The sequence below is a fragment of the Streptomyces sp. NPDC028314 genome, from assembly GCF_055565795.1.
The window spans coordinates 622,219-648,228 of sequence record NZ_JBVHTP010000002.1 but is presented as its reverse complement, the minus strand read 5'-3'; the positions used below and the strand labels follow the sequence as shown (position 1 = coordinate 648,228).

Sequence of the window (26,010 nt, the reverse complement as noted above, 5' to 3'; positions counted from 1 at the left end):
CCCGTCAGCCTACTTTTTCGAGCGGCCGGGCCGCGGGGACCGCCCGCCGGGCCCGGGCCACCCCCTTCGAGGGCCACCAGCAGGCCTCGCCGAGCAGCAGCATCAGCGACGGCAGGATCAGGATCCGGATCACGAAGGCGTCCAGCAGCACCGCCACCGCCAGGCTGAAGCCGATCTGCTTCATCTCGATCAGGTGCAGGGCGGCGAAGCTGGCGAACACCGTCACCATCACCACGGCAGCGCTGGTCACCACGCCCGCCGAGCTGCCGATCCCGTCGAGCACCGCCTTGCGGGTCGCCGCGCCGGCCAGCGCGGCCTCCCTGATCCTGCTGATCACGAACACCTGGTAGTCCATCGACAGGCCGAAGAGGATCACGAAGAGGAACAGCGGCACCCGGGAGCCGATCGAGCCGGTGGAGGTGAAGTCCAGCAGGCCCTCGGCCCAGGTCCCCTGGAAGACGAGCACCAGCACGCCGAGCGAGGCACCGGCGGACAGCAGGTTCAGCACCACGCCGACGAGGCCGAGGACCACCGAGCGGAAGGCCAGTACGGTCATGACGAAGGTGACGAGCAGCAGAGCCCCGATGACCAGCGGCAGCTGCTGCTTCTGGTGCGCGGGATAGTCGGCGTAGCGGGCCACGTCACCGGTCACGGCGGCGCGCGCGCCGGGGACCCGCCCGACGGTCTCGGGCACGTACTCGGTGCGCAGCCGCTTCAGGGAGTCCTGGGCCTGCGCGGTGCTCACGTGGTGCGGGACGGACAGCTCCAGCAGGCTGGTCCGCCCGTCGGGCGAGGTCCGCAGGGCGGCCTCGCCGCCGGCCCGTCCGGCGAGCTCCCGCAGTGCCCCGGCCACCTGGCCGGCGCGGCCCGCGTCGGCCCGTACGACGACCTGGTTCATGGCCTTGAGCCCGGGGTACGCGGCGTTCAGCCGGTCGTAGGTCCGCATGGCGCCGATGGCGCGGGAGTGCGTCTCGCGGCCCATGTCGGTGAGCTGGAGGCCGAGCAGCGGGGTGGCGAGGGCCAGCATCGCGGTGACCGAGACGGCCAGGGTGGCGACGGGGTGCCTGCTGACGGGCCGCAGCACCGCCCGGGTGAGGCGGCCCGCCCCGGCATCGGACCGCCCGCCGCGCAGGCCGCGGGCCGCCTTCCCGGCCTTCCCGGCCTTGCGGGGCTTGCCGGCCCTCCTGGCCCTGCGGCGCTCGGCGCGCTCCCCGAGCGCCGCGAGCAGCGCGGGCAGCACGGTCAGGGAGCTGGCCACGGCGACCAGGCTGACGAGGATCGCGCCGGTGGCGATGGAGGAGAAGATGACGTCGTCGGCCAGGTACAGGGTCGCGCTGGAGACGGCGACGGCGAGGCCGGACAGGACGACGGCCCGGCCGGAGGTGGCGGCCGCGATCTCCACGACGGCCTGCGGGCCGAGCCTGCCGCCGGCCTTGGCCCGCTCCTCCCGTTCCCGCTTGAGGTAGAAGAGCGTGTAGTCGACGCCCACCGCGAGCCCGATCAGCAGGATGACGTTCGTGCCGACACCCGCGTCCGGGAAGACGTGCGAGGCGAGCATCGACAGGCCGATGGCCCCGGCGATCGAGGAGAGCGCGAGCAGCAGCGGCACGAGGGCCATCGCGACGGAGCTGAAGACCACCAGCAGGGTGACCAGCGTGACCGGCAGGGCGATCACCTCGGTGCGGGCGAGGTCGTCACCGCGCAGTGCGTCGACTCCCTTGCTGATGGAGGGGCCGCCGGTCTCTTCCACGAGGAGGTCCGGGTGGGCGGCCGCCACCTCGGCGGTCCGTGCCAGCAGCGGGCCGACGTGCTTCCTGCCGTCCAGCTCGGGGCCGTTCATGGTCACGTCGACCCGGACGGCCGTGCCGTCCGCGGACCGCACCGGGCCGGCCACGGACCTCACCTCGGGCAGTGCGCGCATCCGCTCGGCGACGTCCCGGGCCGCGGCATCGGCCGCGGCCCCGTCGAGCGCACCCGCCCCGGGACGGGCGGTGATCAGCACCCGCTCCAGGGGCCGCTGCTGGAGCCCGCCCCCGGCGGCCATCGCCTCCGCCACGCCGGCCTCACCGATGCGGTAGTCCTCGGTGCCTGCCGGATTCCCGCCCACCGCGATCCCGGCTCCGAGGCAGAGGGCGATGAACAGGATCCAGCCCGCGATGGCGCGCCAGGGATGTCCGGCGCTCCAACGAGCCATGCGTACGGGAAGATTCGTCATGCCTCACATGCTGGTCGGGGGCCTGCGTGCGGCGGCAGGCTCGACCGGCTGAACCTGGTGTCCACCGGTCGGTGGACAAGGCCGGGTCCCCCTCTCGCGCTCAGACGCCGTCTTCGGCGCTGCGGACGACCACCCGGTAGCCGTACCCGCAGGAGTAGCAGCCGTCGGCGGGGGCGGTGCCCGGGTTGCGGTCCAGTACCTCGATGACCAGGTCGTCGACGGAGAATCCCGAATCGGCGTGTACTGCGGACATGCTGACACCTCGTTCGTTGTGGGTGGGACGAGTGAGTCGTGCCGTAGCCGGGTATCACGCCGGGGCGTTCCCGCTGGGCTACGAGAAGGATTCTGTTGACGCGGCTCGCGGGCGGCCAGTGTCAGCGTCACCACGGCCACGTGAAGATTTCACGAGCACGGGTCGATATCCCCTGTAGCCCTCCTATAGAGCCCCTGGAGCCCTGCTACAGCCGGGCCGTATGAAATTTTCATGCCCGGCCCATGACGATCACCGGCGCCGATCGAGGAGTGAGGCACTGGTGCCGCGGCGGCCGTACGTGGGACGTTCGTGATTCCACGAATGCGCCCGGAGGTACCAAATGCATGTCCGCCTACTGGGGTCTTTCCACGCCGAATTGAACGGAGTATCGATCCTGCCCACGGCAGGAAAACCCCGGCAGATCCTCGCCCTGCTCGCCATCCACGCCAACCAGGTCGTCCCCGTCTCCTCGCTGATGGAGGAACTCTGGGGCGCCGACCCGCCGCGCAGCGCGCTCACCACGCTGCAGACGTACATCCTCCAGCTGCGCCGCCACCTGAACTCGGCGCTGGAGGGCTCACTGCCCGGTGACTCCAAGGAACTGCTGATCACGCGGCACGGCGGCTATCTGCTGCAGGCTCCCACGGGCAGCATCGACGTCCACGAGTACGACCGGCTCGCAGCCCAGGGGCAGCGCGCCTTCGACCAGGGCCAGGACGAATCGGCCTCCAAGCTGTTCCGGGAGGCCCTGGCCCTGTGGCGCGGGCCGGCCCTCGTCGACGTACGGACGGGTCCCCTCCTGGAGATAGAGACCATGTGCCTGGAGGAGAGCCGGCTCGGCGTGCTCGAACGGCGCATCGACGTCGAGCTCAGGCTGCGCCACCACGGGGAGCTGCTGCGCGAGCTCACCGAGCTCACCGCCCGGCATCCCCTGCACGAGGGGCTGCACGCCCAGTCGATGCTGGCCTTCTACCGGGCCGGCCGGCCTTCGGCCGCGCTCGACGTCTTCCGGAGCCTGCGCACCAGCCTGGTGAACGAACTCGGCATGGAGCCGTCGCAGCGGCTCCAGCGCCTCCAGCAGGCCGTGCTCGGCGGCGACCTGGCGCTGGACTCCGACGCCGACTCGGGAAGGGCGCTGGACCTGTTCACCCGCTGAGGGCGCGGGCGCGGGGGAGCCGCGACACGCACCGGACAGGAAAGAGCAGGACGCACGGAAAGAAGGGGCCCGCTCTGCCGCATCCCGGCAGGGCGGGCCCCTTCGTCGCTCGCGTACGGGTGCCTCACGGGGGCGGGGTCCGCCGTCTCCGGCGGACCCCGCCCCCTCAGGCCTCCAGGCCGGGCCCGCCCACGAGGAGCTCCCCCACGGGGGCGTCCTCGCCGGCGGTGACCAGGGCCCTCAGCGTCTCCCCCATCCGCCGCGCGAGGGACTCCGCCTCCGCACGGGTGAAGACCGAGGTGGCGAACTCCAGCCCCAGCAGCGGCCGCTCGCCCCAGCGCAGCACGGTCAGCGCCGCGTCCGCCGAGGCGCCGCCGCAGTGCCCGCGGTGGAAGACCGCCGTCAGCCCGCCGGCCTCGACCCGTTCGGGCAGCAGCTCGTCCTCGGCCGCGAAGGCCACCTGGACCAGCGGGGTCCGGGACCGGTCGAGCGGGACGCCGAGCCCGCGGGCCAGGGCCTGGGAGGCGACGTCGGCGAACTCCAGGGCCTCACCGGAGGCGCAGGCCACGCCGCGCAGGAAGTAGTCCACGGGGCCGACCAGTTCGCAGCGCACCGGGACGGTGGCCGAGCAGGGGGCGACCGTGCGCATCAGCCCGCTCGTGGGCCGCCTCGGCACCTCGGCAGCGACCAGCAGCCGGTCCAGGCCGGCCAGCCCGCCCGTCGTGAGGGCCCACGCGGCGAGCAGGACGACGGTCCTGGGCACGCCGGCCCGGCCCGCGACCTCGTCACAGGCGTCGCGCACCGAGGGGGGCAGGCCGAACAGGATCCGCTCCCCCCGGTGGTCGAAGGTGGCCGGCCGCGGGGTCTTCGCGGGGATCTCGACGGTGGTCGGGAACTCCCGCAGCTGGTCGATCCGCCGCGCGGCCAGGGTCAGCAGCACTCCGGACGCGGCCAGGTCGGTGGCCCGCTCCAGCGCCGCGTCGGGGCTCGGCATCGGGTTCTCGGTGACCGGCCTGCGGCCCACGGCACTGCCGTAGTCGGCCAGCAGCTCGCTCCAGACCAGGGCGGCCGACCAGCTGTCCGCGACCGCGTCGTGGTGGACGAAGGAGAGCAGGTGGTGCGTGTCGGTGAAGCGGGACAGCACGAAGGCGGCGGCGGGCCGGTCCGGGCTGCCGAGCAGCCGGGCCGCGCTCGCCGCGACCCGGGCGTGCGCCGCCTCCACGGCGGGGCCGGGCAGCCCGTCCCCGGGCCCGGCCTCCTGCGCGTCGGCCGGGCCCGCGGCGGCCGCGGCGTCCTCGACCACCAGGTGCGCGTCGCCCCGTACCGGGACGCGCCGTACGGGACCCTTGGGCGACCACGCGAAGACGGTGCGCAGCCCCTCGTGCCGGGCCACGACCGCGCGCAGGGCGGCCCGCAGGGCCACCATGTCCAGCGGTCCGGTGAGCTCGGCGCTCAGGATGCGGTGCACGGCCGGGCCGCCGACGTACTCCTCGGCGGCCAGCAGGGCCCGCTGCTCGGGCAGGGACTCCCGTACGGTGCGCCCCGAGCCGTTCTTCACGGCGGGAGCGGGGACGGGCACGGCCCGGGCCAGCGCCTCTTCCAGGGGCTCGGGTCCGAGCAGCGACGCGAGGTCCACGGACAGGCCGAGCTGCTCGTCGGCGCCCGCCTGGAGCCGCATGGCCTTGGCCAGGGTGCCGCCCAGCGTGACGAAGGGCGATCCGACGGCCGCCACCCGCAGCGCGTGCCGGTCGCAGCCCATGACGTCGGCGGCCAGGTGGATCAGTTGCTGGGTGGGGGTCTGGGTCGGCATTCCATGGCCCTCTCTGTGGGCGATCCGTGCTCCGATGCTCGCGGACCGGGGTCGAGGGGCACTCAAAGGCGGGTAGGAGGGCCGAGCGGTCGGCCCTCCCGGGACCGGACCGGCCTGCTGGTGCGCGGGGTGCATCAGGCCTTGTCGAGCTTGGGCGGTGCGGCCCAGCACAGGCCCTCCGCCTCCCAGTCGGCGAGGGGGCGTGCCCAGGGGTCCTCGCCGTGGATGTCGAGGATCTGTTCGCGCAGCCACTGGTCGAAGGGGTGCGCGGACTCGGCCCAGCGTTTGGAGGTCCGCTCCGGGTCGGCCGTCTCGTAGTAGACGACGACGTGGTCGCGGTCGTACCGGGGCTCGATGCGGAACACCTCGCGGGTGATGCCGAGCCTGCGGCGGGAAGCCTCGTACTCGCGCCTGCGCGGGCCCTGGAGCTCGGCGCTGAGCCGGTGCCAGGCCATCGGCTTGCCGTTGCGCAGCGGCAGGGTGCGCACGACGGTCCGGATGCCGTTCTGCTCGCGGCCGCCGCCCTTGCGCGGGGTCAGCATCCGCATGCCGAGCTGGGCGAACATGTTGGAGCTGACGCCGTGCGCCCAGCGCTCGGCGATCTTGCCGTCCTCGTCGAGCCGCCAGATGACGATGCCCTTGGACTCGATCGAGCGGCCGGTGGGGGCCATGCCGAGCAGGTCCCCGAGGTGGGTGCCGCGCCAGGTGTTGTGGATGACGACCATGTCGCCGTCCGCGCTCATGTCCTCGATCGTGACGTGCAGGTCGGGGAAGGCCTCGCGCAGGCCGGCGATCGTGTACTTGACCCCGACGGCGCCTTCCGGGGCTCCGGGCAGGCCCTCGTGGTCCACGATGTCGGGGCGGTAGATCTCGTCCACGACCGAGAAGTCGCCGCGGTTGACGAACTCGTCGAACACGCGCCGGATCGTGGCCTTGTTGCGTACCTGGACGTTGACGTTCTCCGCAGTGATCATGGTGATCTCTCCTCTGAGGATCGCTCAGCCGATGGGGGAGACGGCGGACTTGGTGGTGTTCCAGCGCGTGCCGTAGGCGACGTGCTCGTTCTCCGCGGCCTTGAAGGCCTTGGCCCAGCCGAAGGGCATGATCCGGTCGCGCAGCCAGATCGCGGCAGGGTTGCGCAGGGCGCCGATGACGCCGATCCGGTGGGCGAGCTCCTGCATCGGCTTGGTCCGGGCCTGCCGCTCCGATTCGTAGGCGCGCAGCGCGGCGGTGACCGAGGCGCCGGGGGCCGCGAGGTGGCCGGCGAGGACCAGCGCGTCCTCGATGGCCTGGCAGGCGCCCTGGCCGATGTTGAAGCTGATGGCGTGGGCGGAGTCGCCCAGCAGGGACACGCGGCCCCGGCCCCAGACGGAGTCGGGTTTGCGGTCGAGGACGTCGCCGCGCAGGATGCTGTCCGGATCGGTGGCTTCGAGGATGCGGCCCACCGGGTCGACCCAGCCCGCGTGCCGGCGGCGCAGCATGTCGAGGGTGTCGTCGGCGGAGCCCTGGTCGCGGCCGCCCGCGGGGCCGTTGGCGACGCTCATCCAGTGCACGACGCCGGGCGCGATGTCGTAGTACGTGAACCGGGTGCCCGGGCCGAACAGCGCGTGGAAGCTGCCGGGCGGGAACTCCTCGGGCCCCAGGCGGGCGTGGCCGCGCCAGGCGATGTACCCGGTGTAGTCGGGGGGCTCGGGGCCGAGGAGCTGCTTGCGCACGTTGGAGTGGACGCCGTCGGCGCCGATGAGGATGTCGCCGCGCTCGGACGTGCCGTCCGCGAAATGGGCGGTGACCCCGTCCAGGTCCTCGGTGTAGCCGGTGACCTCGGCGCCCGTGACGATCGGGGACTTCACCGCGTCGCGCAGGATGCCGTGGAGTTCGGAGCGTCCGACGGCGACGGTGGGCTGGCCGTAGCGGGTCATGAACTCGCCCACCGGCCACTGCCCGATGACCCGGCCCGTGGAGGTCGAGAAGTGGCAGACCTCCTGGGCCGGCGCCACGGCGGCCACCTGGTCCGCGAGGCCGAGGTGGGCCAGGGCGAGCATGCCGTTGGTCCAGATGTGCAGTCCGGCGCCGCCGTCGCGCAGCTGCGGGGCGCGCTCGAAGACGACGGAGTCGATTCCCTGCTGCTGGAGTGCCAGGGCCGCGGCGATGCCGCCGATCCCTCCGCCTGCGATCAGCACGCGGCGTATACGTGTTGGGGACACCACATCTCCTTCTGGGTGGATCGGGTCGGGGTGGAGCAGGTCGGGGTGGAACGGGCCGGGTGGAACCGGTCCGGGACAGCGGGCTGTTCAGCGGTGTACGTGGGCCATGGCGGCCTCGGGGTAGCGCTCGCCGGCCGAGGCGCCGTAGGGGGCGATCTCGTCGATGGCGGCCAGCGCCTCGGCGGGGATGACGACCTCGGCCGCGGCGACGTTCTCCTCCAGGTAGGTGCGGCGCTTGGTGCCGGGGATGGCGATGACGTCCTCGCCGCGGGAGAGCACCCAGGCGAGCGCGAGGCGGGTGACGCTGATGCCGAGGGAGTCGGCCAGCTCGGTGAGCCGGTCGACGACGGTGAGGTTCTCGCGGAGGTTGCCGTCGCTGAACCGGGGGGCGAACTTGCGGAAGTCCAGGCCCTCGGGGAGGTCCCCGGCGCTGCGGATGGTGCCGGTCAGCAGGCCCCGGCCGAGGGGGCTGTAGGCGACGAAGCCGATGCCGAGCTCGCGGACGGTGTCGAGGACCCCGTTGACCTCGACGTCCCGGGTGGAGAGCGAGTACTCGGTCTGCACGGCGGTCAGGGGGTGTACCGCGTGGGCGCGCCGGATGGTCTCGGGTGCGGCCTCGGAGATGCCCAGGTGGCGTACGAGGCCTTCCTGGACCAGGCCGGCCAGCGCTCCGAAGGTGTCCTCGACCGGGGTGTCGGGGTCGACGCGGTGCAGGAAGCAGAGGTCGAGGTGGTCGGTGCCCAGGCGCCGCAGGCTGGCCCGGACGGCCGAACGGATGTAGGCGGGGCTGCCGTTGACGCGGCCGGTCAGCGCGCCGTCGGCGTCGATCTCGTTGCCGACCTTGGAGGACAGCACCACCTCGTCGCGGCGGCCGGCGATGGCCCGGCCGACCAGCTCCTCGTTGGTGAGCGGTCCGTACATGTCGGCGGTGTCCAGCAGGTTCACGCCGAGGTCCAGCGCGCGGTGGACGGTGGCGATGGCCTCGTCGGCGTCGGCGTCGCCGTAGCCGAAGGTCATGCCCATGCAGCCAAGTCCCTGAACAGGGACGTTCAGCCCGAACGGGCCCAGAGTGCGGCGTTCCACAGGTACCTCTCAAGGAAGGAAGGAGGAGGGCGGTGTGATGCACCGCCAGATAGTTAGCACTGACAGATTCCATAGCGATGACTTTTTGGCTATCATCGACACATGTCAATTCGTGAGCGACGCCTCCGCGAACAGGCGGAACGACGACAGCTGATCCTTTCCGCGGCGCGTGAGATGGCCGAGGCCGAGGGCTGGGACTCGGTCACCACGCGCAGACTCGCCGACCGGATCGAGTACAGCCAGCCGGTCCTCTACCAGCACTTCAAGAACAAGGACGCCCTGGTCCGCGCCGTCGCGCTGGACGGATTCGGGGAGCTCGCCGAGCAGTTGAGGGCAGCGCGCCTCGGCAGCGACGAACCGCAGCGGCGGCTGCACGAGGTGGCCGAGGCCTACATCGCCTTCGCCGTGGCCAACCCCGTCCTGTACCAGGCGATGTTCTCCCTGGACGTGGGCCTGGTCTTCGCCCGGGAGGAGACCCCGCGGCAGATGGTGGACGCCTTCCTGGAGATCATGGAAGCCGTCCGGCCGGCCGCCGGGCACCGCGATCCGGAGCTCCTCGCCGAGGTGCTGTTCAGCTCCTGGCACGGCATGGCCAACCTCGCCTGGGGCGGGCGGCTGCGGCCGGGCCTCCAGAAGGACCGGCTCGCCGCCCTGGTGGACGCCTTCACCGCCCCGGCCGCCCAGCCGGTGTGACCCCCGGCCGGGGGCGGCGGCCCGGTTCACGCCGGGACCGCCGCCCGCCAGGTCAGCGAGAGGCCCGTGTAGACGTAGCGGCTGGCCTCGATGCCGAGCAGCACGATCTTGTCGCCCGGCTTGATCCGGCCGGAGGTCCAGCCGAAGTCCAGGGACAGCGGCACCGCGGCCGAGCCGGTGGCGCCGACGTCCGCGAGGTTTTCCACGATCCGCCCGGCCAGCGCGTCACGGTCTTCCTGTCCGAGCCCCGCGGCCTCGAACTCGCTCGCGAAGTACTCGGCGTTGCCCTCCGGTAGCACGATCGCGTCGAACTCCCCGATGGAGCGGCCGCTGCGCGCGGCCATCTCCTGGATCGCCCGCACGAAGACCTGCGGCCCGAACGTGGACGTGCCGGGTACGTCGATCTTCATCTGGATCAGCTGCTTGCGGGCCTGCTGCTGTGCCTGCGGTACGTCCGTACCGCCGCCGATGATCTCCATCCCGGGCTTGCGCAGCCCGCCCGCGCAGGCGTTGACGTACGCGAACCCGTCCACCGGGGCGCCCTCGCGCGCCGGCTCCGCCCGGAGCACCACCGCGCCCGCGCCGTCGCCGAAGGTGTACAGGGTCAGCCGGTCGCGCATGCGCACCGCGGACGGGTCCTTGCCCAGGAAGGCCGGTGCCATCAGCGGGGAGATCGCCTCGCTGCCCACCACCAGCGCGGTGCGCGCCTCGCCCGCCTCCAGCTGGCGGCGGGCGAGATCGAGGGCCTGCACCCAGCCGGCGCAGGCGCCGCGGATCTCGATCGCACCGACGCTCTCCAGCCCGAGGTAGCTCTGCAGGGTCGTCGCCACGTTCGGCAGCGCGTACTCCGGGGTCGTGGTGCACGCCACGATCAGGTCGACCTCGCCGGGCTCCACCCCGGCCCGCTCCAGCGCCTGGCGGGCGGCGTGCTCGGCCATCCGGCTGTTGTTGATGACGTGGGCGCCGGTCGCCGGGTCGATCATCCAGTGCCGGGTCCTGACCTGGATGCCCTCCAGGACGTCGTCCGGCAGCGGGCCGACGTACTTCTCCAGGGCCGCGTTGTCGAGGGGCTCGCCCGGCACGTACCCGCCGACCGAGAGGATGGACACGTCGTACTGGGCGGTCATCGAACCGGCTCCACTTCGGTGAGAGGCTGAGGTGCGGTGAGGGGTACGGGGGACAGCACGACCGAACTGTGGGTGCCGCCCAGCGAGGAACTGTTGATCACGACGGGCCCGGCCGCCCCACTGCGCCGCCAGGAGGCGAGGGCGAGGACCGCGGACAGCGCGGCTCCCGCGCCAACGGGCTCGCCCAGGACCCGCTTCGGGGCCTCCACGCGCACCCCCTCGGCGCCGAACACCCGCTGCACGGCGGCCTGTTCGGGGCGGTCGACGACGGCCAGCCCGGCCTCGTTCGACCAGACCGCCGACACCTCCCCGGGGGTCAGCCCGGCCGAGGCGACGGCCTGCCGCATGGCGCGCTCCACCCCCTCGCCCGTCGCGTCCCAGCGCCCGATGCCCCGGGCGTCCGAGGCCGTCGCGTGCGAGGACACCACGGCCAGGGCGCGGGCCCCGCGCCGCTCGGCGGCGTCGGCACGCTCCAGCACCAGGGCGATCCCGCCCTCGGCGAGCGTGTAGCGGCGCGCTCCCCGGGTGAACAGCGGCATGCTGCGGTACGCGTCCAGCGCGCCCGGTGAGAAGACGTCGACCGCCAGGACCACGATCCGCTCGGCCTTGCCGGTGCGCAGCAGGTCGTGGGCCACACCGAGGGCCGCCGCACCGGCCGCGTGCGCCGAAGTCAGCGTCGAGGTCGGGCCCTTGGTGCCGAGCAGCATGGCGACCTGGCCGGCCGCGCCGTTGTAGACGGTGTTGGGGAAGACGGCCGGATTGGCCTGTACGGCGCCCCCGGCGAGCACCGGGACGATGAAGTCCTCGCTGCTCTCCATCGGGCCGATCCCGGTGCCGACGACCACCCCGGTCGCGGTGACCGCGGCCTCGTCGCCGCTCACCCCGGCGTCGTCGAGGGCGGTCCTCGCCGCGGCCACGGCCAGCTGGGAGAGCCGGTCCATGCGCCGCCGCTCCTTGGCCGACCCGGCGGCCGCGCGGTCGAAGTCGAGGCGGGCCAGGCGCAGCCCGCCCTCGTCGGCCCCGAGCCGCTCCCCCGCCGCGTACGCCTCCCACAATGCGTCCGGGCCGGCGCCCGCCGCGGTGAGCGCGCCGACACCGGTGACGACCACCTCGTGCGCTCCGCCGCCGGCGGGTGCGCCGGGCAGGGCGTCGGGGCGGGCGAAGACGACCGAGGCGTTGGCGCCGCCGAACGCGAAGTTGTTGGACAGCGCCGCGTCCAGGGCCATGGGCCGGGCCGTCCCCGCCACCGGGTCGAGACCGCACTGCGGGTCCATTTCCCGGAACCCGGCCGTGGGCGGGAGGAGCTGGTCGCGCAGGGCGAGGACGGTGACGATGCCCTCCACCGCGCCGGCCGCGCCCAGCAGGTGCCCGACCATGGACTTCGTGCTGCTCAGCGCGGTCTTCTCGACGGACGGGCCGAACGCGGCGCGCACGGCGTTGCTCTCCGCCGAGTCGTTCTTCGGGGTGCCGGTGCCGTGCCCGTTGACGTAGCGGATGTCGTCCGGGCCGACCCCCGCGCCGGCCAGGGCGGCCGTGATCGCGCGGGCCGCGCCCTCGCCCTGCGGGTGCGGGGCCGTCGGGTGGTAGCCGTCGGCGGACAGGCCGTAGCCGCGCACCTCCGCGAGGGCGGTGGCTCCGGTGCGCAGCGCCGCCTCGCGCGACAGCAGTACGAACATGCCGCTGCCCTCGCCCAGGGAGAGGCCGGTGCGGTCCTTGGAGTACGGGGTGGCCGGCTCGGGCGACAGCGACTCCAGGCTGCTGAACCCGGCGAACGCCGATTCGGTGAAGGCGTCACTGCCGCCGACCAGCATCGCGTCGGCCCGTCCCGCCCGGATCGTCTCCAGGGCGTGGCCGAGCGCGTGGGCGCTCGACGCGCAGGCCGTGTTGACGCTGAGCACCGGGCCCTTGAGCCCGAAGGCGGCGCTCAGTGCCTCGGCGGCCGCCTGCGGCGGTACGAAGGTGTAGCGGTGCCAGTCGGGGGCGGCGCCGTCCGCGGCCTCGCGCAGGGCGAGTTCGGCGCTGCGCCAGCCGCCGTTGCAGGTTCCGTACGCGACCCCCCAGCGCTCCGCCGGGATGTCCTCGCCGACCTTGAGGCCCGTGTGGGCCATGGCCTCCTCGGCGGCCGCGAGCGCGAAGTCGACGGACGGCTCCCGGACCCCGGACTCGGGCATGTAGTCGAAGGCGGGGAAGGCCGGTTCGGTGACCTCGCCGCCGATCGCGGTCTGGTACTCGTCCATGGGGAACCCGACCACCGGCCGGATCGCGACCCTGCCCCCGCGCACCCCCTCCCACAGCGCGTCGGCGGTGCCGCCCTGCGAGGTGACGGCGCCCAGTCCCACGATCACCACGCCGGTGACGGCATCAGTGGTGCCATTCATGCGTGTGCGTCCTCTCTGAGATGTGGTGGCGGCCCGGTCAGGCGGCGGTCCTCGACAGGACGAGCGACACGGCCTGCCCCTCGATGCCCCTGGCGAGCGCCAGCGCGTGCTCGGGCTTCGACTCCCGCGCGGAGCCCCGGACGTAGTCCAGGTCGCAGGCGGGGTCCGGGTTGTCCAGGTTGAGCGTCGCGGGAACCACACCGTTGTGCAGGGCGAGCGCCGAGACGACGGTGTTCAACGCCCCCGCCCCGCCGATGAGATGGCCGAACTGCGGCTTCACCGAGCTGATCGGGACCGACCCGGCGTCCCGCCCCAGCGCGGTGCGCAGCGCGGCGTTCTCGCTGAGGTCCCCGATCACGGTGCCCGCGCCGTGCGCGGCGATGTAGCCGAGGTCCCCGGCCGCCACCCGGGCGTCCTGGAGGGAGCGGCGCACCGCGCGGGCCAGGCCGCGGCCCTGCGCGTCGGGCGCGGGCGGTGTGCGGCAGTCGTGGCCGCCGCCGTACCCGGTGATCTCGGCGTAGATGCGTGCGCCGCGGCGCAGCGCCGCCTGCTTCTCCTCCAGGACCAGCAGGGCGGCGCCCTCGCCGACGACCGCGCCGCTGCGGTCCCGGTCGTAGGGGCGGAACGCCTCCTTGCCGAGCTCGTTGCGGGTGGTCAGTACGCCGATCCGGTCGAGCAGGGTCATGGACCACCAGCTGGTGGCGTCGTCGTAGCCGCCCGCGACCGCGAGGTCGGCCTCGCCCCGGCGCACGGCGCGGACGGCCTGGCCGATCGCGCTGGCCCCGGCGTCGGCGGTGCCGGCGAAGAAGGCGCTGGCGCCCTGGATGCCGAAGGTCTGGGAGATGTTGAAGACCCCGCCGGACTGGAGCCCCTCGACGAAGAACAGCGGCGGCATGATGACGTCGGCCTTGCGGCCGAGCATCGCCTGGTCGGCGCTGCCGTCCTCGCGGCGGATGACCTTCAGCTCCTCGATGAGCTGCTCCATCCGGCCGATGGACTTGTTCCCGCCCAGGTAGAGGCCGGTACGGGGGCCGAGCGGCCGGCTGATGTCCACGCCCGCGTCCTCCAGCGCGAGCCGGCCCGCCGCCAGGGCGAGCCGGTCGCCCCGGTTGATGGTGCGCAGCTGCCGCTTGCCGGCGAAGCGGGTGGCGTCGAAGTCGTGGATCTCCGCGCCGAGCGTGGACTGGAGCGGGGAGGTGTCGTAGGCCCGCATCGGGCCCACCCCCGACTCGCCCGCCACCAGCGCCTTCCAGTTGGCCTCGGGACCTTCGCCGAGGGCGGTCAGCAGGCCGATCCCGCTGATCACGACCTCGCGTCCGGTGGGGCTCATCGGGGCTCCTCCAAGGGTGCTGCGGACGGGCCGCGCCGGGCGAGTGTGAGCTGGCGTATCTCGGCGACGGTGGTGCCGCCGGACTCGACCCGGGCGCGGAAGTGGAGTTCGTCGCCCTCGTCCCGGACCAGCTCGGCGTGGATGAGCATCCGGTCGCCGGGCCGCACCGGCTGCCGCCAGCGGATCCGGGTGGCCCGGGCGAGCCGGGTGCCGCCGGGGGTCCGGGGCACGGCGAGCGCGGCGACGTCGGCGGCCGCCTGGAGGACCAGTACGCCGGGCAGGATCGGGAAGCGCGGGAAGTGGGTGTCGAACAGGGCCATCGTGTTCGGGACGTTGCGTGCGGCCTCGGCCCGCTCCCCCGGCGTGACGAGCACGTCGGTGAGGTGGGCCGGGTACCCGGCGGGCGCCGCCGTGACGGGCGCGGGGCTGTCGGTGACGGTCATCGTTCCCCCTCGTAGGCGCCGACGACGAGGCTGACGTTGGTGCCGCCGAAGGCGAAGGCGTTGATCAGGACGTGTGCCACGGCGCGCTCGCGGGCGACGTTCGGCACGTAGTCGAGGCCGAGCCTGCGGTCCGGGACCTCCTGGTTGATGGTGGGCGGCACCAGTCCGTGCTCGATGGCGCCGACCGCGGTGAAGGTGCTGAGCGCGGCTCCCGCCGCCGTGAGGTGCCCGGCCATCGACTTCGGCGAGCTGACGAGCAGGTTCTGCGCGTGGTCCCCGAAGACCTTCTTGATCGCGTTGGTCTCGGAGAAGTCGTTGCCGTGGGTGCTGGTGCCGTGCGCCACCACGTAGTCGATGTCGTCGGCGCCGAGGCCCGCGTCCGCGATGGCCCCCTGCATCGACTCGATGGCCCCGGTGCCGTCGGGCGGCGAGTCGGTGATGCGCCAGGCGTTCAGGCTCGTGGCGTAGCCGAGGATCTCGGCGTGGATCTTCGCCCCGCGGGCCCGGGCCGCCTCCAGCTCCTCCAGGACGAAGACCACCCCGCCCTCGCCGAGCACGAAGCCCGACCGGTTGCCGTCGAAGGGGCGGCTGGCCCGCTGCGGGTCGTCGTTGTACTCCTTGGTGAGCGCGCCCAGCAGGCTGAAGCCGACCAGGTCGAGCCAGGACGTCAGCGAGTCGTAGCCGCCGGCCAGCATGAGGGTCGCATCGCCCTCCTGCACGGTCCGGAACGCCTCTCCGATCGCGTGCCCCGAACCGGAGCAGGCGGTGGACAGGCCGAGCATCGGGCCGGTGGCGTCCAGGATCCGGGCCATCGCCGCCGAGCCGACGTTCTGGCTGTACGCGAGGGCGTCGGACGGGGCGTACGGGAGGAACGCGTCGTCCCTGCCGGTCTCGTCCCGCGCCGCGCCGACGTCCACCAGCCACTGGAGGTCGGGCCGGTCGACGCTCGCGCCCATGGCGACGCCCATGTCGTCGCCGTCGTAGGTGCTGCGGTGCACCCCGGCGTCGCGCAGCGCCTCCCAGGCCGCCGCCACCCCGTAGCCCGCGGGCCGCGACAGGTGCCGCAGGCCGATCGAGCGGGGCACGACGTCCTTCAGCCGGAAGTCCTTGACCTCGCCGGCGATCGTCACGTCGAGCCCGTCGGGGTCGATGGCCGTCAGCCGGCCGACCCCGCTGCGCCCTTCCGCGAGCCCCTGCCAGGTGGTCGCGGCGTCGTTGCCCAGCGGCGTGACGGCGCCCAGTCCGGTGATCACTACCCGGCGGTTCACCGCAGGGCCTCCGTCCGCAGCAGCTGCCGGCCCATCCGGGCGGTGTCCTCGGGGTCCTCCAGCAGGGCGCTGTCGACGACCGCGCACATGACGCCGTCCGCCTCCAGGACCGTACGGTCGCCCACCCGGACGGTCCCGGTGAACACCGCGGCGGTGTCGTCGTGGGACAGCATCGAGACGTCCATCTCCAGGACCTCGCCGGGGACCACCTCGGAGCGCCACTCGGCCCTGGTCACGCTGCCGAGCGCGGCGCGGCGCCGGAAGTCGCTGCTCAGCAGCAGCAGCCAGGTGCCGGCCTGGGCCAGCGCCTCCAGTACGAGGCCGCCCGGCATCACCGGGCCGTACGGCGACGGCTCCCAGTACTCCTCGTCCGGGGCGGTGGCCTTGCGGCCGGCCAGTCGGGTGTGGGGCTCCCAGCTGTCGACGCGGTCGATCAGGTGGAACCGCATCATCGTCCTCCCTCTGTCTTGGGGCGGCCCAGGCCGAGTTGGGCGGTCCAGCCGCCGTCGACGTGGAGCAGCTCGCCCGTGGTGTACGCGGCGTCGTCGCTCGCGAGGAACGCGACGGCGGCGGCGACCTGCTCCGCCGTCGCGAACTCGCGCAGCGGAAGCTGGCGTTTGATGTTGCGCCCGCGGTCCTGCTCCAGCAGGGAGCCGAGCAGGCCGGTCGGCGTCCAGCCGGGCAGGACCGCGTTGACCCGTACGCCGAACCGGGCGAACTCGGTGGCACTGGCCCGGGTGAAGGCGTTCACCGCGCCCTTGGACGCGGCGTAGTTGGACTGGCCGACCCAGCCCTGCTCGCCCATGACGGACGAGATGTTGACGATGCTCCCCGTGCCGCCCGAGATGAGGTGCTCGGCGGCCGCCTGGGTGCAGTTGAAGACGCCCAGGACGTTCGTACGGAAGACCTGCCACCAGTCGTCGGGGTCCTGGTCGTAGATCAGCCCGTTGCCGACCACTCCCGCGTTGTTGACGAGGATCTGCAGGCCGCCGAGTTCCTGGGCGGCCCGCCGTACGAGCTCCTGGGCCTCCTTGGGCTCTGAGACGTCGGCCTGGAGCGCGACCGCGCGACCGCCCGCCGAGGTGATCTCGGCGACGACCTCGTCCGCCTCGTCGGACCGTGTGCGGTAGTTGACCGCCACGGCGGCGCCCTCGGATGCCATCCGGGTCGCGATGACCCGCCCGATCCCGCGCGAGCCGCCGGTGACCAGGGCGGCCCGGCCTTCAAGTCTCATTCCGTCCGTCTCCTTCCTCTTCTGCGGAGGCGGGGCCGCCCGCCGGGCCGTACGGGGGGTCCTGGTCGAACGGAACGCAGACCAGGACCGCGTGGGCCACGGCGAGGCCGCCACTGTGCGTGAGCGAGATCTCGATGTGGTCCATCCCGAGGGAGAGCGCCACGGCCCTCACCTCCCCGTACAGCCGCACCTGCGGCCGCCCGCCCCTCTCGTTGATGACTTCGATGTCGGTCCACTCCATGCGCGCGGCCATGCCCGTACCGAGGCTCTTGAGCACGGCCTCCTTCGCCGCCCAGCGGACCGCCAGGTGCTCTCCCGCCCGCCTGCGGCGGTAGCAGTAGGCCAGCTCGCGGGCGGTGAATACGGTTTCCTGGAGGCCGGGCTGCGTGCTCATGAGTTCCTCGACGCGGGAGATCTCGGCCACGTCGGTGCCGATGCGGACCCTCAGGGGAGCGGTGCGGCCGGGAGGCTGCCCCGCTCGCGTCTCAGGCAGCGGCCTTGGCGAGATCTGCACGCTCGGCCACCAGGTCGGTGAGGTTCTGGACGGTGAAGAGCGTGAGTACCTCGTCCGCGGTCAGCTTGCCCGCCAGCTCCGCCACGTCGATCTGCGGCAGCGACAGCTTGAGCTGGGCCAGGCCGACCTCGTTGATGATGCCGTCGTCGTCCGCGAACTCCTCGTCGGGGATGCCGCCCTGGAGGCGCTCCGCGATGTCCGCGACCTTGACCTTCACGTCCGACGCGCGCTCGATACGGAACAGGACATCGAGCAGGTCGATGGACTCGGCGTCCAGATCGCCCAGCAGGGTGGCCTCCGGCACGACCTCTTCGACGTCGAGGCCCAGCGCTGCGGCCACGGCGTCCCGGACGATGGTGCTGAAGTCATTCCCGTTGTACGACATGTGTCCTAACCCTTCTTGCACGGTTGTTGGCAGAGCACGCCGGTTCGGCACCGGCGGTTCGTGGGGGTCATACGGCGGTCGGCAGCGCGGTCAGCGAGCCGAGCAGTGCGCCCAGCCGGCGCTGGTCGCCGGTCGAGCGGGTCATGGCCTCGTCGAAGGTGCGGCGGGCGAGCCCGCCGAGCACCCGGCCGGGGCCGATCTCGGTGTAGGCCTCCACCGGGTGGCTCGCGGCCGTACGGAGCACCTCCACCCAGCGGACGGGTTCGGTGAGCTGGCGGCGCAGCAGTTCGCGCGCCTCGCCGCCGCTGCGGGCGTACTCCCCCGTCACCGAGCTGATGACGGGAAGTTCCGGGTCGGCGAACTCGTGCCGGGCCAGGGCCTCGGTGAACTCCTCCTCGACGGCCTCCATCAGGGGGCAGTGGAAGGGGGCGCTCACGGCGAGCGGTACGACCCGCTCGGCGCCCGCCTCGCGGGCGGCCCGGCCGGCCTGCTCGACGGCGTCGACCTGTCCGGAGACGACGGTCTGCAGGGGTTCGTTGAAGTTGGCCACCGTGACGAGCCCGGTGCCGGCGGCCGACGCGCAGGCCTCCTCGACCTGTTCGGCGGTGAGTCCGATGACGGCCGCCATGGCGCCCGGCACGGTCCGCCCGGCCTCGCCCATGAGCCGGCCGCGCAGCTTGACCAGCCGCATCGCGGACTCCAGCGACAGCACCCCGGCGGCCACCAGGGCCGGGTACTCGCCGAGGCTGTGCCCCGCCACCGCGGCGGGCTCGTAGCCCGCCTCGCGCAGCAGGTTCCACACGACGATGCTGGTCGCGGCGATCGCGGGCTGGGTGACCTCGGTACGGGCGAGCTCGTCCTTGGTGCCGCTCACGCAGATCTCCGAGAGCGGGATGCCGAGGATGTCGTCGACCTGGGCGAACAGCTCCCGGGCCGTGGGGTGGTTCTCGATCAGGTATCCGGCCATACCGGGCCTCTGTGAACCCTGGCCGGGGAACATCGCCAGGCAGCCGCTCACGCCGGGCGAGCCGGAACTGCCGAGCGCGGATGCGGTCATGGTGGTCTCCTTCCTCATGGGGCGGTGGGGGTGCGCTGCCAGCCGGCGGCTTGCGGGGCGCTGTTCGCGGGGGCCGGACGGCGCCAGGGCCCCCGCCCGTTCCAGCCGTGCCGCCGCTCGCGCGGCGCCGCGGCGGGTGCGGTGTTCCCGGTGACCGCGGTGAGGACCGCGATCACGGCGGCGAGTTCCTCGGGTGTCGGACGGCCGCGCACGACGCTGAGCGCGACCGGGCCGCTCCCGCTCACAGCGGGACGTTCCCGTGCTTGCGCACGGGGTGGACCCCGCGCTTGGTCCGCAGCACCTGGAGGGACTTGATCAGTACGCGGCGGGTGTCGGCCGGGTCGATCACGTCGTCGACCTGGCCCCGCCGGGCGGCGGCGAACGGGTTCAGCAGCTGCTCGGTGTACTCGGCGACGAGCTCCTTGCGCAGCTTCTCCGGTTCGGCCGACTCCCTCAGCTGCCGACGGAAGATGATGTTGGCCGCGCCGTCCGCGCCCATGACGGCCGTCTGGTTGGACGGCCAGGCGAAGGACAGGTCGGACCCGATGGACTTGGAGTCCATGACGATGTACGCGCCGCCGAACGCCTTGCGCAGGATGACCTGGATGCGGGGCACCGTTGCCTCGCAATAGGCGTACAGCAGCTTCGCGCCGCGCCGGATGATGGCGTTGTGCTCCTGCTCGGTGCCCGGCATGAACCCGGGTACGTCGACCAGGGTCACCAGCGGGATGTTGAAGGCGTCGCAGGTCCGCACGAACCGGGCCGCCTTCTCCGACGCGTCGATGTCCAGGACCCCGGCGAGCACGGCCGGCTGGTTGCCGACGATCCCGACGGGCTTGCCGTCGAGCCGGGCCAGCGCGCACACGATGTTCGGCGCCCACTGCTCCTGGACCTCCAGGAACTCCCCGTGGTCCACGATGTGCTCGATGACGGTCCTGATGTCGTACGGGCGCTTCTCGTCGACCGGTACGAGGTCCAGCAGCTCCTCGCAGCGCCGGTCGGGATCGTCCTCGGCCGCCACCTCGGGCGCCGTCTCGTGGTTGTTCGACGGCAGGTAGGACAGCAGCTCGCGGACGCTCTCGAAGCAGCTCTCCTCGTCCGGCGAGACGAAGCTGGCGACTCCGGTCCGGCGGCCGTGGGTGCCCGCGCCGCCCAGCTCGTCGTGGGTGACCTTCTCGCCGGTCACCGCCTGCACCACGTCGGGGCCGGTGATGAACATGTTGGCCATGCCCTCGACCATGAACGTGTAGTCCGTCAGGGCCGGCGAGTAGACCGCGCCGCCCGCGCAGGAGCCGAGCACCACGCTGATCTGCGGGATCACCCCCGAGGCCCGGACGTTGCGGGCGAAGAGCCGGCCGAAGCCGGTCAGGGCGTCGATACCCTCCTGGATCCGCGCGCCGCCGCCGTCGTTCAGGCCGATGACCGGGGCGCCGACCGAGTCCGCGAGGTCGAGCAGCTGGTGGATCTTGTTGGCGAAGGTCTCGCCGAGCGCCCCGCCCCGCACCCGGGCGTCGTGGGCAAAGATGAAGACCGTACGGCCGTCGATCTCGCCCCAGCCGGTGATGACCCCGTCACCCTCGGGGTGGGAGTCCTCCATGCCGAAGCCGGTGGCGCGGTGCTCCGCGAAGAGTCCCAGCTCCACGAAGGAACCCGGGTCCAGGATCCGCTCGATGCGCTGGCGGGCGAGCAGCTTGCCCTTGTCGAGGTGGCGGCGCTCGGCGTCCGGGTCGTGTCCGAAGTGGGCCTCCGCCCGCCGGGCGGCCAGATCGTCCGTCAGGCTCGCCATCGTCGGCGGCTGCTGCGGACCTGCCTCCCGGCCGGGTACGAAGCCCTGGTCGGCGAGCTCGGGTGCTTCGACCTGGGCCGTGTTCGACATCGCCATCGCGTCCCCCTCCTCAGTGCTCCATCGCCTTCCCCACGACTGTCGTACGGGTGTGTGGTCGCCCGGCTGGACAGAGTCTTGAGCGGATCTGTACTGCTACCGCGCCACCGCCGAGAGGGCCTTCTCCCGCAGGCCGCGGGCGAACACGCGCTGGAGTCCGTCCAGCCTGAAACGGGTCGGCTGGTCCCCTGTGGACTCCTCCACGACGCACAGGAAGTACGCCTCGACCAGCTGCTCGCAGGCGTCCTCGACCGTCCTGAGGTCCTTGCCGAGCACCGGGCAGGCCACATAGCCGTCGAACTCCGACATCGGCATGTCCGCCAGGCAGCGCAGCACCTCGCGGGCGTCGCTCGGCAGGGACTCGTACGAGGCCGTCAGCCGGGCCCGCACGCTCAGCGAACCGTGCGACAGCTCGTCGAGCCGCCTGTTCTCGTCGCTGAGCCGCTCCGCGAACCGCGCCAGCGTCCAGTGCGGCCGTGCGGTCAGCCGGGCCGCGGCCGCCCGGATGGCGAGCGGCAGCCCGCCGCAGTAGCCGACCACGACCGCCGCCGCGGCGCGCTCCCGTGCGACGCGCTGCGCGCCGATGAGCCGCGTCAGCAGGGCGAGGCCGTCGTCCCCCGGCAGTTCGTCGAGCTCCAGCACGTCGGCGCCCAGCGGGGTGTTGAGCCGGCTGCGGGTGGTCACGAGGACCGCGCTGTCCGTGCTGCCGGCGCTGCCCGGCAGCAGTGTCTGCACCTGGTCGTCGTCGAGCGCGTCGTCGAGGACCACCAGCAGCCGGCGGCCCGCCAGCAGCGCGCGGTACACCTCGGCGCGCTCGTCCGGATCCTCGGGGATGTCGGCCGGATCCATGCCCAGCGCCCTCAGCAGTCTGCCCAGGACCCCGAACGGATCGGCCGGATGTCTTCCGCTGCCGCGCAGGCCCGCGTACAACTGCCCGTCGGGGAAGGCGTGCTGGACGCTGTGCGCGGCGTGCACCGCCAGCGCCGTCTTGCCCACCCCGCCCGCGCCGACGATCAGCACCGTGGGCGGCAGGGGCACCTCCCGGCTGGTCAGCACCTCCAGGACGTGCTTCAGCTCGGACTCCCGCCCGGTGAAGTCCGGCAGGTCCAGCGGCAGCATCCGCGGTACGACGGCCACCGCGGGCGGCGCGAGGAGCCGGACCGGCTCGGCCTGGGCGGGCGGGCCCGGTTCGACCTGCTCGCCGCGCAGGATGGACTCGTACAGCTCCTGGAGCCGCTGCGAGGGGTCGGCGCCCAGCTCCTCCGCGATCTGCCGGCGCAGCGCCTGGTAGTGCTCCAGCGCCTCCACGCTGCGCCCGTCCAGGTGCAGGGCGCGCATCAGCCGCTCCCCCATCTGCTCCGACAGCGGGTCGCCGAGCAGGGCGGCGCGCAGGTCGGCCACGACGGCCCCGGAGTGGCCGAGCCGCAGTTCGGTGTCGGCCCACTGGATGAGCGCCTCCGTGTGCAGCTGGCCCAGCGTCTCGCGGACCCGGGCCGCCCAGTCGCTGTTCATCCCCGCCAGGGCGTCGCCCCGCCACAGGCCCAGTGCCTCCTGGAGCAGGGCGCTGCGCTGCGGGTCGCGCAGGTCCGGGCGCTGGCCCTCCTTCAGCAGCCGCCTGAACCGCACCAGGTCGACCGTGTCGGGGTCCGCCTCCAGCCGGTAGCCGGCCGTGGACCGGGTCAGGCCGACCAGCTCCGGGGCGCCCTCCGATGCGCGGGCGAGGGCCCGGCGCAGCCGTGCGACGTACGTGTAGACGACGCTCCGCGCGCCGGAGGGCGGTGTGTCGCCCCAGACGCGGTCGACGAGCGACTCGAGCGGCACGGGCCGCTCCGGGTCGACGAGCAGCGCGCCCAGCACCCCTCGTTGCCGAGCGGGGCCGATGTCCGCCTCACTGCCTGCCGTCCACACCTCTATCGGTCCCAGTATTCGCAGCTCCATGAAGAATCACCCGCATCCTTTCCACCCCCGCAAAAGTAAAGGCGAGCGGTCCAGCTGCCCTCGAATTCCGCTCTGCCCCAAACGGAGCCGGGCGTCTCCAGCGGAATCCGAGGAACGGGCGAGTCGGGAGGCTTAGCGTCCTTTCATATTCGGACCGCAGGAGACATCGGAGGAAATCTCATGAGCACCGACCAGCACGAATTCGTCCTTCCGGGCGCGGACCTCCCGCAGCCCTCCGCCGAGCTGCGCAAGGCGCGCGAGGCGGTCGTCGCGGAGCACACGCTGGCCGAGATCGTCTGGGACGTCGACGGTGTCCTCGCGACCTTCCCGCGCGGCGGCGTGTACCGGGTGCTGCCCTTCGAGGAGTCCCCGCTGATCGGCAAGGAGGCGGTGTACGGCTACTTCAACGAGCTGCGCGCGGCCTTCCCCGACCTGGACCACGACCTGCACCACGTCCACCACACGCCGACCGCCGTCATCCTGGAGGCCCAGATCCGCGGCACGCAGGCCGCCGACTGGCGCGGGATCCCCAACCGGGGCAAGACGGTCGACGCCCCCGTCGCCGTCTTCTTCCACTTCGACGGCGACGTCCTCGTCGACGAGACCCTGTACTTCGACCTCTCGACCTTCGCGCGGCAGCTCGCCTGAGTGCGCACGGTGTGCCGGGGCCTCAGCACGCTGAGTCCCCGGCACCGGCATGTCCAGCGGCATCGGCCGCCGACCGGAAGGAGTGCACGATGAAGCCGAGGACACCCAGGCCGCAGCCGTCGCAGACGCTGTCCCCCGGGGTGCGCCGGATCGGCCTCGAAGCCGCCGGGATCACCCTGTCCTGCCTGCTCGGCGAGCCCGAGGGGCCGCCCCGCGCGGCGGTGATCGCCGTCCACGGCGGCGGCATGAGCGCCGGGTACTTCGACGGACAGGCGCACCCCGACCTGTCCCTGCTCACGCTGGGCGCGCGCCTCGGCTTCAGCGTCCTCGCCGTGGACCGGCCCGGCTACGGCGGCTCGGCGGCCGCGCTGCCCGAGGGGCTGACCCTCGCGGAGCAGGCGCGGGTGCTGGCCGCCGCCGCGGAGGCCTTCGCCGCGCGCTTCCCGACCGGCGCCGGCACCTTCCTGCTCGCCCATTCCTACGGCGGCAAGCTCGCCATGAGCACCGCGGCCCGCACCCCCGGCTTCCTGGGGCTGGACGTCAACGGCTGCGGCCACCGCTACGTCGTCGACACCGACCGGCTGGCCAGGGACCGCCGCCACACCCAGGTCGAGCGCACCTGGGGGCCGCTGGGCCTTTACCCCCCGGGGACCTTCCGGGCCAGCGCCGCCCTGGTCGCCCCGCTGCCGGCCCGGGAGGCGGCCGAGGCCGCCCGGTGGCCGGGCACGTTCACCGAGGTGGCGCCCAGGCTGCGGCTGCCGCTGCGCCTCACCTTCGCCGAGCACGAGGCGTGGTGGCGGCACGGCGAGGAGGACATCGCCGACCTGGTCTCGTACCTCGGCGGGGTGCCGCGGCTGCGCGTCGACCGGCAGCCCGGCGCGGGGCACAACATCAGCCTGGGCCTGGCCGCGCGCTCCTACCACCTGCGGGCGCTGGCCTTCTTCGAGGAGTGCCTGACGGCTCCGGCGCCCCGGAGCTGATCCGGGCCCGCCCGTCCCGCACACCGAGCGCCGCGCCCCCCCGTCCGGGGCCGCGGCGCTCGTACGCGTGCCCGCGCCCGGCCCCCGGCACGCAGGGCGCCCCGCGCTCACCGGGGAGCGCGGGGCGGCGGTGGGGAGGGGCGGGCGACGGGTCAGCGGACGTACGCCTCCAGCCGGGCGAGCGTGTCGGCGGGCTCGGGCATCGCGGCGATCTCCCGGGCGACGGCTCCGGCGGCGTCCCGGTGGGCGTCGTCGGACAGCAGCTTGCGCACCTCGGCCGTCACGGCCTCGGCGGACACCTCCTCCGCCAGCAGCACGCGGCCGGCGCCCGTGGCCCGGACGGCCTCCGCGTTGCCGGGGCCGTCGCCCGGCTGGGGCAGGATCAGCTGCGGCAGGCCCGCCGCCAGGGCGGCGAGCGTGGTGCCCGCGCCGCCGTGGTGGACGACGGCGGAGGCGTACGTCAGCGCCTCGGGCTGCGGGACCCAGGGCAGGGCGATGACGCTGTCCGGCAGCTCGCCCAGGTCGGCCACGTCGACGACGGGGCCCGTCGCCACGAGCACCCGTACGTCCAGGGGCAGCAGCCCGTCGATCGCGGTGCGCAGCAGCTGCGCGGAGCCGAGGACGGTGCCGAGGCTGAGGTAGACCAGCGGCCGGCCGCCCTCCGTGACGGCGGCGGGCAGGTCGCCCGGCTCGGAGAAGGCGACGGGGCGCTGCGGGATCAGCTCCACGCCCGAGTCCAGGAACTCGCGGCTCTGGACGGAGGCCGGGCAGATGTCGACGTACGGGTTGCCCATGGTGCGGATCTGCCGGCCCCCGGCCGGTACGCCGAGCTCGCGCGCCGTGGCCCGCAGCTCCTCCTGGAGCGCGCTCTCGTGGATGTCGTACGAGACGCGGCCGATGCCGTGGCAGACCGCCGGCACCCCGGCCAGCGCGGCCGCGAAGGCGGCCCCGGAGTTCATGATCTCGTGGACGACCAGGTCGGGGCGGACCGAGTCGAGGGCGGGCGCGAGGTCGGCGGCGACGCTGCGCGGCAGCACCGAGCCGAAGACCTTCACACCGAGGGCGGAGAGCACCTCGGGGGGTACGTCGCTGGCCCGCACCTCGCCCTCCTGGGCGTCCAGGAAGGCCTGGCCGCCCAGGGCCTCGATATACGCCCACGGGACCGAGAAGCCCGCGACGAGGGGCTGCACACCGGCCTTCTCCAGGATCGGTTGGAACTGCTCGCTGGACGCGAACCAGACCTCGTGCCCGGCGGCTCGTGCGGCCTGGGCGAGAGGAAGCAGGGGGAATATGTGCCCGAAATTTCCGACGCTCGCGAAGAGAATCCTCATACCTCAAACGATAGGGAATTCAGCGGGCATTGTCCAGCATTGCGAAAGAAAAGGAGACGGAATTAAAAGCCCGAGACCCCA

Annotated in this window: 24 protein-coding genes; 4 read left to right on the top strand and 20 right to left on the bottom strand. The window is 73.2% G+C overall.

Going from position 1 to position 26,010, the window contains the following annotated elements; genetic code table 11:
* Window positions 1–4 precede the first annotated feature (4 nt).
* Both ACZ4TG_RS07135 and ACZ4TG_RS07130 read right to left on the bottom strand, forming a co-directional pair.
* Entirely contained in the window at window positions 5–2,215 is a 2,211-nt protein-coding gene (locus ACZ4TG_RS07135; RefSeq protein WP_468160309.1) for an MMPL family transporter, read from the bottom strand.
* A 100-nt stretch (window positions 2,216–2,315) separates the two neighbouring features.
* The gene (locus ACZ4TG_RS07130; RefSeq protein WP_468160308.1) at window positions 2,316–2,468 is read right to left on the bottom strand and encodes a hypothetical protein; all 153 of its coding nucleotides are present in this window, start codon (window positions 2,466–2,468) and stop codon (window positions 2,316–2,318) included.
* Window positions 2,469–2,808: 340 nt separating this feature from the next.
* On the opposite strand from ACZ4TG_RS07130, the gene ACZ4TG_RS07125 reads away from it, so the two are divergent.
* Window positions 2,809–3,624 (top strand): AfsR/SARP family transcriptional regulator, encoded by an 816-nt coding sequence (locus ACZ4TG_RS07125; RefSeq protein WP_468160307.1) that lies wholly within the window; start codon window positions 2,809–2,811, stop codon window positions 3,622–3,624.
* Between the two features lie 166 nt (window positions 3,625–3,790).
* Here ACZ4TG_RS07125 and ACZ4TG_RS07120 read toward each other — a convergent pair whose 3' ends face one another.
* The 4 genes from ACZ4TG_RS07120 to ACZ4TG_RS07105 form a co-directional block, all read right to left on the bottom strand.
* On the bottom strand, window positions 3,791–5,434 hold the full coding sequence (locus ACZ4TG_RS07120; RefSeq protein WP_468160306.1) for a condensation domain-containing protein: 1,644 nt from the start codon (window positions 5,432–5,434) through the stop codon (window positions 3,791–3,793).
* Between the two features lie 134 nt (window positions 5,435–5,568).
* The gene (locus ACZ4TG_RS07115; protein ID WP_468160305.1) at window positions 5,569–6,408 is read right to left on the bottom strand and encodes an ester cyclase; all 840 of its coding nucleotides are present in this window, start codon (window positions 6,406–6,408) and stop codon (window positions 5,569–5,571) included.
* Between the two features lie 24 nt (window positions 6,409–6,432).
* Window positions 6,433–7,638: an FAD-dependent oxidoreductase gene (locus ACZ4TG_RS07110; RefSeq protein WP_468160304.1), complete on the bottom strand. Its 1,206-nt coding sequence runs from the start codon at window positions 7,636–7,638 to the stop codon at window positions 6,433–6,435.
* Window positions 7,639–7,725: 87 nt separating this feature from the next.
* Window positions 7,726–8,661 (bottom strand): aldo/keto reductase, encoded by a 936-nt coding sequence (locus tag ACZ4TG_RS07105; RefSeq protein ID WP_468160303.1) that lies wholly within the window; start codon window positions 8,659–8,661, stop codon window positions 7,726–7,728.
* Window positions 8,662–8,823: 162 nt separating this feature from the next.
* On the opposite strand from ACZ4TG_RS07105, the gene ACZ4TG_RS07100 reads away from it, so the two are divergent.
* A complete protein-coding gene (locus ACZ4TG_RS07100) occupies window positions 8,824–9,414 on the top strand; it encodes a TetR/AcrR family transcriptional regulator (RefSeq protein WP_468160302.1) in 591 nt (196 codons plus the stop codon).
* A gap of 26 nt (window positions 9,415–9,440) precedes the next feature.
* Here ACZ4TG_RS07100 and ACZ4TG_RS07095 read toward each other — a convergent pair whose 3' ends face one another.
* From ACZ4TG_RS07095 to ACZ4TG_RS07035, 13 genes are all read right to left on the bottom strand, one after another.
* Window positions 9,441–10,541 carry a 3-oxoacyl-ACP synthase III family protein gene (locus tag ACZ4TG_RS07095; RefSeq protein WP_468160301.1) on the bottom strand — a complete coding sequence of 367 codons (1,101 nt, stop codon included), beginning with the start codon at window positions 10,539–10,541 and terminating at the stop codon, window positions 9,441–9,443.
* Window positions 10,538–12,919, bottom strand: a complete 2,382-nt coding sequence (locus tag ACZ4TG_RS07090) for a beta-ketoacyl synthase N-terminal-like domain-containing protein (protein ID WP_468160300.1) — start codon at window positions 12,917–12,919, stop codon at window positions 10,538–10,540. The genes ACZ4TG_RS07095 and ACZ4TG_RS07090 overlap by 4 nt, the downstream gene beginning before the upstream one ends.
* Window positions 12,920–12,956: 37 nt before the next feature.
* Window positions 12,957–14,249, bottom strand: coding sequence for a beta-ketoacyl-[acyl-carrier-protein] synthase family protein (locus ACZ4TG_RS07085; protein ID WP_468160299.1), 1,293 nt, complete (start codon window positions 14,247–14,249; stop codon window positions 12,957–12,959).
* The gene (locus tag ACZ4TG_RS07080; protein WP_468160298.1) at window positions 14,246–14,692 is read right to left on the bottom strand and encodes a 3-hydroxyacyl-ACP dehydratase FabZ family protein; all 447 of its coding nucleotides are present in this window, start codon (window positions 14,690–14,692) and stop codon (window positions 14,246–14,248) included. Before ACZ4TG_RS07080 ends, ACZ4TG_RS07085 begins: the two co-directional genes overlap by 4 nt.
* The gene (locus tag ACZ4TG_RS07075; RefSeq protein WP_468160297.1) at window positions 14,689–15,960 is read right to left on the bottom strand and encodes a beta-ketoacyl-[acyl-carrier-protein] synthase family protein; all 1,272 of its coding nucleotides are present in this window, start codon (window positions 15,958–15,960) and stop codon (window positions 14,689–14,691) included. Before ACZ4TG_RS07075 ends, ACZ4TG_RS07080 begins: the two co-directional genes overlap by 4 nt.
* Window positions 15,957–16,409: a hotdog family protein gene (locus ACZ4TG_RS07070; protein ID WP_468160296.1), complete on the bottom strand. Its 453-nt coding sequence runs from the start codon at window positions 16,407–16,409 to the stop codon at window positions 15,957–15,959. The genes ACZ4TG_RS07075 and ACZ4TG_RS07070 overlap by 4 nt, the downstream gene beginning before the upstream one ends.
* Window positions 16,409–17,194 (bottom strand): SDR family NAD(P)-dependent oxidoreductase, encoded by a 786-nt coding sequence (locus tag ACZ4TG_RS07065; protein ID WP_468160295.1) that lies wholly within the window; start codon window positions 17,192–17,194, stop codon window positions 16,409–16,411. The genes ACZ4TG_RS07070 and ACZ4TG_RS07065 overlap by 1 nt, the downstream gene beginning before the upstream one ends.
* On the bottom strand, window positions 17,184–17,708 hold the full coding sequence (gene acpS / locus ACZ4TG_RS07060; protein ID WP_468160293.1) for a holo-ACP synthase: 525 nt from the start codon (window positions 17,706–17,708) through the stop codon (window positions 17,184–17,186). Before acpS ends, ACZ4TG_RS07065 begins: the two co-directional genes overlap by 11 nt.
* Window positions 17,680–18,093, bottom strand: coding sequence for an acyl carrier protein (locus tag ACZ4TG_RS07055; protein ID WP_468160292.1), 414 nt, complete (start codon window positions 18,091–18,093; stop codon window positions 17,680–17,682). The genes acpS and ACZ4TG_RS07055 overlap by 29 nt, the downstream gene beginning before the upstream one ends.
* A gap of 67 nt (window positions 18,094–18,160) precedes the next feature.
* Window positions 18,161–19,150, bottom strand: a complete 990-nt coding sequence (gene fabD, locus ACZ4TG_RS07050; protein ID WP_468160291.1) for an ACP S-malonyltransferase — start codon at window positions 19,148–19,150, stop codon at window positions 18,161–18,163.
* 14 nt (window positions 19,151–19,164) lie between these two features.
* Window positions 19,165–19,395 carry an acyl-CoA carboxylase subunit epsilon gene (locus ACZ4TG_RS07045; RefSeq protein ID WP_468160290.1) on the bottom strand — a complete coding sequence of 77 codons (231 nt, stop codon included), beginning with the start codon at window positions 19,393–19,395 and terminating at the stop codon, window positions 19,165–19,167.
* Window positions 19,392–20,936: an acyl-CoA carboxylase subunit beta gene (locus ACZ4TG_RS07040; RefSeq protein WP_468160458.1), complete on the bottom strand. Its 1,545-nt coding sequence runs from the start codon at window positions 20,934–20,936 to the stop codon at window positions 19,392–19,394. Before ACZ4TG_RS07040 ends, ACZ4TG_RS07045 begins: the two co-directional genes overlap by 4 nt.
* 192 nt (window positions 20,937–21,128) lie before the next feature.
* Entirely contained in the window at window positions 21,129–22,970 is a 1,842-nt protein-coding gene (locus ACZ4TG_RS07035) for an AfsR/SARP family transcriptional regulator (protein WP_468160289.1), read from the bottom strand.
* 180 nt (window positions 22,971–23,150) lie between these two features.
* On the opposite strand from ACZ4TG_RS07035, the gene ACZ4TG_RS07030 reads away from it, so the two are divergent.
* Together ACZ4TG_RS07030 and ACZ4TG_RS07025 are read left to right on the top strand one after the other, a co-directional pair.
* Window positions 23,151–23,618: an ester cyclase gene (locus ACZ4TG_RS07030; protein WP_468160288.1), complete on the top strand. Its 468-nt coding sequence runs from the start codon at window positions 23,151–23,153 to the stop codon at window positions 23,616–23,618.
* An 89-nt stretch (window positions 23,619–23,707) separates the two neighbouring features.
* Entirely contained in the window at window positions 23,708–24,598 is an 891-nt protein-coding gene (locus tag ACZ4TG_RS07025; protein ID WP_468160287.1) for an alpha/beta hydrolase, read from the top strand.
* 152 nt (window positions 24,599–24,750) lie between these two features.
* On the opposite strand, the gene ACZ4TG_RS07020 is transcribed toward ACZ4TG_RS07025, so the two are convergent.
* The gene (locus ACZ4TG_RS07020) at window positions 24,751–25,929 is read right to left on the bottom strand and encodes a glycosyltransferase (RefSeq protein ID WP_468160286.1); all 1,179 of its coding nucleotides are present in this window, start codon (window positions 25,927–25,929) and stop codon (window positions 24,751–24,753) included.
* Window positions 25,930–26,010: the final 81 nt, after the last annotated feature.

Excerpts from the sequence above, each read along its gene's own strand:
- ACZ4TG_RS07085 (WP_468160299.1), bottom strand. The coding sequence starts at position 14,249 with ATGAGCCCCACCGGACGCGAGGTCGTGATCAGCGGGATCGGCCTGCTG.
- ACZ4TG_RS07105 (WP_468160303.1), bottom strand. The coding sequence starts at position 8,661 with ATGGGCATGACCTTCGGCTACGGCGACGCCGACGCCGACGAGGCCATC.
- ACZ4TG_RS07115 (WP_468160305.1), bottom strand. The coding sequence starts at position 6,408 with ATGATCACTGCGGAGAACGTCAACGTCCAGGTACGCAACAAGGCCACG.
- ACZ4TG_RS07095 (WP_468160301.1), bottom strand. The coding sequence starts at position 10,541 with ATGACCGCCCAGTACGACGTGTCCATCCTCTCGGTCGGCGGGTACGTG.
- ACZ4TG_RS07080 (WP_468160298.1), bottom strand. The coding sequence starts at position 14,692 with ATGACCGTCACCGACAGCCCCGCGCCCGTCACGGCGGCGCCCGCCGGG.
- fabD (WP_468160291.1), bottom strand. The coding sequence starts at position 19,150 with ATGACCGCATCCGCGCTCGGCAGTTCCGGCTCGCCCGGCGTGAGCGGC.
- ACZ4TG_RS07100 (WP_468160302.1), top strand. The coding sequence starts at position 8,824 with ATGTCAATTCGTGAGCGACGCCTCCGCGAACAGGCGGAACGACGACAG.
- ACZ4TG_RS07120 (WP_468160306.1), bottom strand. The coding sequence starts at position 5,434 with ATGCCGACCCAGACCCCCACCCAGCAACTGATCCACCTGGCCGCCGAC.
- ACZ4TG_RS07055 (WP_468160292.1), bottom strand. The coding sequence starts at position 18,093 with ATGTCGTACAACGGGAATGACTTCAGCACCATCGTCCGGGACGCCGTG.
- ACZ4TG_RS07070 (WP_468160296.1), bottom strand. The coding sequence starts at position 16,409 with ATGCGGTTCCACCTGATCGACCGCGTCGACAGCTGGGAGCCCCACACC.
- ACZ4TG_RS07135 (WP_468160309.1), bottom strand. The coding sequence starts at position 2,215 with ATGACGAATCTTCCCGTACGCATGGCTCGTTGGAGCGCCGGACATCCC.
- ACZ4TG_RS07130 (WP_468160308.1), bottom strand. The coding sequence starts at position 2,468 with ATGTCCGCAGTACACGCCGATTCGGGATTCTCCGTCGACGACCTGGTC.
- ACZ4TG_RS07090 (WP_468160300.1), bottom strand. The coding sequence starts at position 12,919 with ATGAATGGCACCACTGATGCCGTCACCGGCGTGGTGATCGTGGGACTG.
- ACZ4TG_RS07020 (WP_468160286.1), bottom strand. The coding sequence starts at position 25,929 with ATGAGGATTCTCTTCGCGAGCGTCGGAAATTTCGGGCACATATTCCCC.
- ACZ4TG_RS07065 (WP_468160295.1), bottom strand. The coding sequence starts at position 17,194 with ATGAGACTTGAAGGCCGGGCCGCCCTGGTCACCGGCGGCTCGCGCGGG.
- ACZ4TG_RS07035 (WP_468160289.1), bottom strand. The coding sequence starts at position 22,970 with ATGGAGCTGCGAATACTGGGACCGATAGAGGTGTGGACGGCAGGCAGT.
- ACZ4TG_RS07025 (WP_468160287.1), top strand. The coding sequence starts at position 23,708 with ATGAAGCCGAGGACACCCAGGCCGCAGCCGTCGCAGACGCTGTCCCCC.
- ACZ4TG_RS07125 (WP_468160307.1), top strand. The coding sequence starts at position 2,809 with ATGCATGTCCGCCTACTGGGGTCTTTCCACGCCGAATTGAACGGAGTA.
- ACZ4TG_RS07040 (WP_468160458.1), bottom strand. The coding sequence starts at position 20,936 with ATGGCGAGCCTGACGGACGATCTGGCCGCCCGGCGGGCGGAGGCCCAC.
- ACZ4TG_RS07030 (WP_468160288.1), top strand. The coding sequence starts at position 23,151 with ATGAGCACCGACCAGCACGAATTCGTCCTTCCGGGCGCGGACCTCCCG.